Consider the following 5,834-nt stretch of genomic DNA (forward strand, 5'->3'; position numbering starts at 1 on the left):
GTTGAATAAGGAATAAATCTCTAAATATTAGATTTTAGTAGATTTTATGTAACGGATAGACGTGAGCATAATATTTAGAAATTATACTGATAAACCAGGTATTACAGAGGATTATCATAAGGTTAGAGATTTTTTTATAAAACGGGGGTATGCAGAATTTACTTATACAAGATGGGATTGGATGATAACCCACGGTTATTTAGACAGATCAGCTGTAGGTAAAATAGGAGTATGGGAAGAGCAAGGAGATGTTGTTGGACTAGCAATCTTTGACTGTAAATTAGGTAAGGGATTTTGTTTAACCTTAGCTGAATATAGTTACCTAAAAAAAGAAATGCTGATCTATGCAAAAGAGAATCTTGGCAAAGACGGAAAGTTTGGAGTTGTGATTTCAGATGATGATTTGAGTTTTCAAGATATTGCTGCGAAGCTAGGCTTTTGTGCCACACCAGAAAAAGAAAATGATGCAATTTTTTATACTGATAAAACAGAAACCTCATACAAGTTGCCTGAGGGATTTTATATAACTGATATGAAAGATAATTATGATCCGTACCAGTACTTACGGGTTCTTTGGAAAGGTTTTAATCATGAGCTTGACGGTGAAGGAGAATTTAAGTTTTCAGAGAAAAATAAACAGTTAGTAGAGGAACAAATGATTCGTCCTAATGTGGACTTGAAGCTTAAAGTAGCTGTTGTTGCACCAGATGGTAATTTCGCTGCTTATTGTGGAATGTGGTATGATCCTAAAGCTGGTTATGCAGTAATAGAGCCTGTAGCTACAGATCCTCAATATAGAAGGATGGGCTTAGGAAGAGCTGCAGTACTTGAAGGTATTAGACGTGTTGGAGAGTTAGGGGCAAAGAAGGCTATAGTAGGCTCATCTCAGCAGTTTTACTACAGCATCGGATTACGTCCCTTTAAAACATCAACCATTTGGAGACAAAAGATTTAGCCTCTAGATTAATGTTAAAATTAGTCGCTGTCAAAGCACTGTGTTGAATATAGCCTAAAATTAAGAAGTTAAATCCTAAGATATTTTGGTTCTTACCAAGATGTTAATATATAATATTTAGTTATTCAATATTAAAAGCTGTAAGGAAATGAGTCTTTATAGCTTTTATTTTTTTACTGTTTAGAATAATATAAAGCTTTTTTCTACAAAAAAGCTCACTTCAGCAATTTTTTTCATCACATGCTTATTATATAAGAAAGTTTTAGGCTAAAATAGGCCTTTAATGGAGGGCAACACTAATTTATACTACTATATAGGAATGTATTCAAAAAATGTGGGTGACTATTTCTTTATAAATGTAATGATGGAACTCATATCTAAAGCTTGGATATTCGGAGATGAAAGAATTTAATGAATTAGATTTAAAATTCAAATCATTTTATATCAAAAATCCATATGTGTATGTTCCAAGAGCAATCTATTTTCAAAGCTACTCTTGATTATAGATGAAAAATCTAAAATACAAAATTTATCGTAAGGTGTTAGGTTTTACATAGAAAAAGCAGTAACAACAATTATTTAATACATACCAATAGGGAACCAAATATATCAGTAAGATAGCTAGTATTGGCTTAGGTTATATTTTGAGAACATTGGAAATTTAATATGTAGCTTCTGTGCTTTATTATAGCTTAAAATAAAAGCATTCATATATTTTAAGACTCAATGGAATATATTAAAAAGCTTTCTTTACGGATAGAGAGTAATATGGTAAATTACTTTTAAGAAACTTCCTTTGTATTTAAGAATATACGGGAAATAATAAGTTAAGAAATATTAGTATTGTGTAGCACTTCAATCTGAAATATATTTTCGAAACTGTTCTGTTTTCTGAGATGAGGATTAAAAAATATAAATTTTAAATATGAGGTGTGTACTTATATAAGGAGGAGTTATTAATGTCAAAGGAAGAACTAATTGATATATTGCAAAACCGTTTCGAGAAAAATATGAATCGTCATAAAGATATTGAATGGAGTAAGGTGCAAGCAAAACTGGAGGCTAGTACTGAAAAACTTTCTTCACTTGATGAGATGGAAGCAACAGGTGGCGAGCCAGATGTGGTTGATTACGATGAGACTACTGACGAATACATATTTTATGATTGCTCAGCAGAAAGTCCTAAAGGCCGTAGGAGTATTTGTTATGATGGTGAAGCCCTACAATCTAGGAAAGAAAATAAACCTAGGAGTAGTGCACTTGATATGGTAGCTTCCATGGGGATTGAGCTTTTAACAGAAGAGCAGTATCGCCATTTGCAAACCATAGGAAATTTTGATATGAAGACATCAAGCTGGTTAAAGACACCTCCTGAGATTAGAAAACTAGGTGGTTCAATCTTTGGTGATTTTCGCTATGGCAGGGTGTTTATTTATCATAATGGTGCCGAATCTTATTATGCTGGCAGAGGGTTCCGTGGACTACTAAGAGTATAAAGTTTTTTGTATTGAAATTAATAAAATATAAAAAAGCCATGTGAAGAGATACCTATAGGTTTCTAATTACACATGGCTTTATTTAAGAAACTTTGCAGTTATTACTTCAGTAATAGAATATTGGATAGTTAAGAAAAGTATCAATAATTTATTGTGATATGAAAAATATAACGACTCTAGAGTTATATTTACTAGGTTGTAGGAAATGGTATATAATTTATTTCAATAAACAATTGATTACAGTGTCTTTACTGTAATGCTTTTATAAATAAAACTTGGATGAATTTATATACTTCAAATAGTTGCTGCTACTTTAGAAAATTAAAATATTGGACAACAAATACAATTTTAAGGAGATAAAAACTAATGCTGAAAGTAGACAATGAGAAAGATATTAAAAATATACTTACTTCTAATGAAATGGTGATTTTGTATTTTAGTAATACTACCTGCGGAGCTTGTTCTGTAATTAAAAATAAGGTTTTAAGTATATTAAAGTCTTACCCAGAAGTAAAACTAATTGATATAAATGGAGAAGAAAAAATAGAACTGGCAGCGCTTAATGATGTATTTTCCTTTCCATTATTAATACTTTATGTTGATGGAAAAGAAGTAAGCAGAGTGGGAAGAAATCTAAGCATAGTAGAACTAGAAAATACTATTAAGAGATATTATGAAATGCTGTTTTAGATGCTTTCCTTATTATTTGTTTTAATATCAACTGCTGTGAAAGTATAATATTTAAATTGGATAATTAATGTTTGTAGTTTTTAATGAATATTCTCAAAAGATCAAGTGGAATAACATTTCTATTTTGGCTATAATATAGTTAATGTTGTAATAAAGTAGAACACGTATGTTCAATCATAATAGATATGAATCTTCAAAGGATAAAACCTCCATTATAAATATTATCCATAGTGATGCTTTTAAAAGATTATTTACTGTTAAAGGCATAGGCAATGTTATTATATTTGGCTTAAGGAAAGTATTATAATGAATAGGATTTAAATGAGTCTAGGATATAGGCTCTTATTTTTTTACCGCATATAAAGGGTACAGATCTATTCATAAAGAAGGCAAGAATTATCAAAATTAAAACCTACACAATTGATATAATGATTGCAAGGGGGGATATTTATGGTACACATTGAGGAAATACAGGCTGCATTAGATTATATTGAAATGAATTTACACGAGGAACTGACTTTAGATGATATCGCTAAAGCTGTTGGATTCTCCAAATTCTATTTTCATAGAGTGTTCCAAAGAGAAGTAGGAACTTCTTTATATAATTATGTAAGAAAACGAAGGATTACTATGGCAGCTTCGCTTCTTCTAAATACTAATATACCTATACTGGATATTGCCCTAACCTATAGATTCGAATCGCAAGAAGCATTTACAAGAGCTTTTAAAAGTATCTATCAATTACCACCTGGCAGATATAGAACAGCCCTTAAGAATTTAATTAAAGGAGGAGTTAATATGAGTGATCAAAAAAATGTGAAAGGCTGGATTTTTACAGGAACAGCCCCAGAGAAATATAAGTTTGAAATGGACAACAAGATATATCATATGGGTACAAGGTCTGCTACTATTTGCTCTGTTGGAGAAGAATTTTCTTATGAAGACTATAGTAGCATTATGCAGCAAATAAGTGCTAAAAATTTTATCGGAAAAAGAATGCGATTTTCAGGTTTTGTGAAAACTGAAGCTGTTGAAGAGTGGTGCGGACTGTGGATTAGGTTAGACACTGCCCAAGGTGTTACTCTAAAAATTGATAACATGCAAAATAGGCCAATAAAAGGAACAACCGAATGGAACTATTATTATTGTGTAATGGACATACCTCAAGAGGCATCTGTTATCAATATTGGTGTTTTACTAACCGGAAAGGGCAAGATTTGGTTTGACAATGCTGATTTACAGGAAGTGGATAGAAGCATTCCTACAACTGAATATGTGCCAGAAGAGATTTTCCCAGATCATATAGTAAATCCATCTTTTGAAGAAGTTTAGTTGATATATTGAAATGTTCCTATCTTCGTAGAGGCTGTGTTTCATAATTATTTGAAATATGGCCTTGTGCAATTGTATTAATGGAGAAAATCTTCAAATACAAATCTAAAATATGCACATGTATTTTACCAGGTGATCTAAAATGTAAAAAGATGAAACACATTGATTTTACAAGTCTTAGATAAATTATTACAATAAAATTTGTATTATTAAAGTTTACTTGGTAAAATAATAGAAAAAGAAGCAATCTAGGAGCTTTGGGCCGTATATATATTATTGAGAATGGCTTTAAATCAATGGATTAACTTCAACATAGGATGTATTTAAATAATTATAGTGATAAGTGGTTTTATGCTTTTATAGAGATTAACTTCAACATAGGATGTATTTAAATAATAATAAAATAACTTATTTAGAAAATAAATTTAGATTAACTTCAACATAGGATGTATTTAAATTAGTATACACCTCCATAATATATTATAGTCAATTACCGATTAACTTCAACATAGGATGTATTTAAATTTGATTAATTTCCTTAAATTTAGCTTAATAGTTTTTGATTAACTTCAACATAGGATGTATTTAAATGTAGGTAAGAACTTTTTAGGAACCTTAACCACTTCGATTAACTTCAACATAGGATGTATTTAAATTACAAGTCCGTTAAATCATTTCGAGCACCTTGACGTGATTAACTTCAACATAGGATGTATTTAAATATAGGAATATTCTAAAGATAAAGGACTTCGGACATGATTAACTTCAACATAGGATGTATTTAAATTTGATAACCTGAGTAGCTCTTGTAATGTCATATACTGATTAACTTCAACATAGGATGTATTTAAATTTTGTAAACCACGCCCCACCCTTACATACCTATCTAGATTAACTTCAACATAGGATGTATTTAAATATAACAACTTTTGATAGTCTTTCCTGTATCTTAGTTGATTAACCTTAACATGAGATGTATTTAAATAGTAGAGAAGTTATCAATTAATTCTATATCCGAAATAAATATAATAAGTGCTAATAAACTTTTAATATAAAATAATATAGTAAAGTGAGCGAAAATTAAAATCAATATAATGTATTGAAAGTATTAAAATGGAAGTGTATTATAAGATTATATTTAGGAGGTGAATTTTATGGATCTTTTATTAGTATTTATAGGAATTGTAGCATTATCCATAGTTGCCGGGAAAGCGTTTGCAGAAATGCCTAATCCAGGAACTAGGTTTTACTCTGGTTTAAATAATTATGAAACAAATAACAGGAAGAAGAGATAGCTACTTTTAGGTGTAGATTGTCAAGTACTTTTGGTTCTCTCGCAATTTTGGTGATACTTTTATTGG

5 protein-coding genes and 1 CRISPR repeat array are annotated in these 5,834 nt (G+C 30.2%); all 5 genes read left to right on the forward strand.

The genetic code is table 11. The features are described from left to right. Positions 1 to 61: 61 nt before the first annotated feature. Entirely contained in the window at positions 62 to 955 is an 894-nt protein-coding gene (locus tag GXK57_RS25955; protein WP_160680916.1) for a GNAT family N-acetyltransferase, read from the forward strand. A 959-nt stretch (positions 956 to 1,914) separates the two neighbouring features. After that, positions 1,915 to 2,451 (forward strand): DUF4256 domain-containing protein, encoded by a 537-nt coding sequence (locus GXK57_RS25960; protein ID WP_160680917.1) that lies wholly within the window; start codon positions 1,915 to 1,917, stop codon positions 2,449 to 2,451. A gap of 366 nt (positions 2,452 to 2,817) precedes the next feature. Next, the gene (locus GXK57_RS25965; protein ID WP_160680918.1) at positions 2,818 to 3,141 is read left to right on the forward strand and encodes a thioredoxin family protein; all 324 of its coding nucleotides are present in this window, start codon (positions 2,818 to 2,820) and stop codon (positions 3,139 to 3,141) included. Positions 3,142 to 3,591: 450 nt separating this feature from the next. Then, entirely contained in the window at positions 3,592 to 4,473 is an 882-nt protein-coding gene (locus tag GXK57_RS25970; RefSeq protein WP_160680919.1) for an AraC family transcriptional regulator, read from the forward strand. A 299-nt stretch (positions 4,474 to 4,772) separates the two neighbouring features. Further along, a CRISPR array of direct repeats spans positions 4,773 to 5,458; the repeat unit is 30 nt; unit sequence GATTAACTTCAACATAGGATGTATTTAAAT. 169 nt (positions 5,459 to 5,627) lie between these two features. Beyond that, positions 5,628 to 5,768 (forward strand): hypothetical protein, encoded by a 141-nt coding sequence (locus GXK57_RS25975; protein ID WP_160680920.1) that lies wholly within the window; start codon positions 5,628 to 5,630, stop codon positions 5,766 to 5,768. Positions 5,769 to 5,834: the final 66 nt, after the last annotated feature.

Origin of the sequence: Clostridium sp. C8-1-8 (genome assembly GCF_009928445.1) — a bacterium.
Classification (GTDB): Bacteria; Bacillota; Clostridia; order Clostridiales; family Clostridiaceae; genus Clostridium_AR.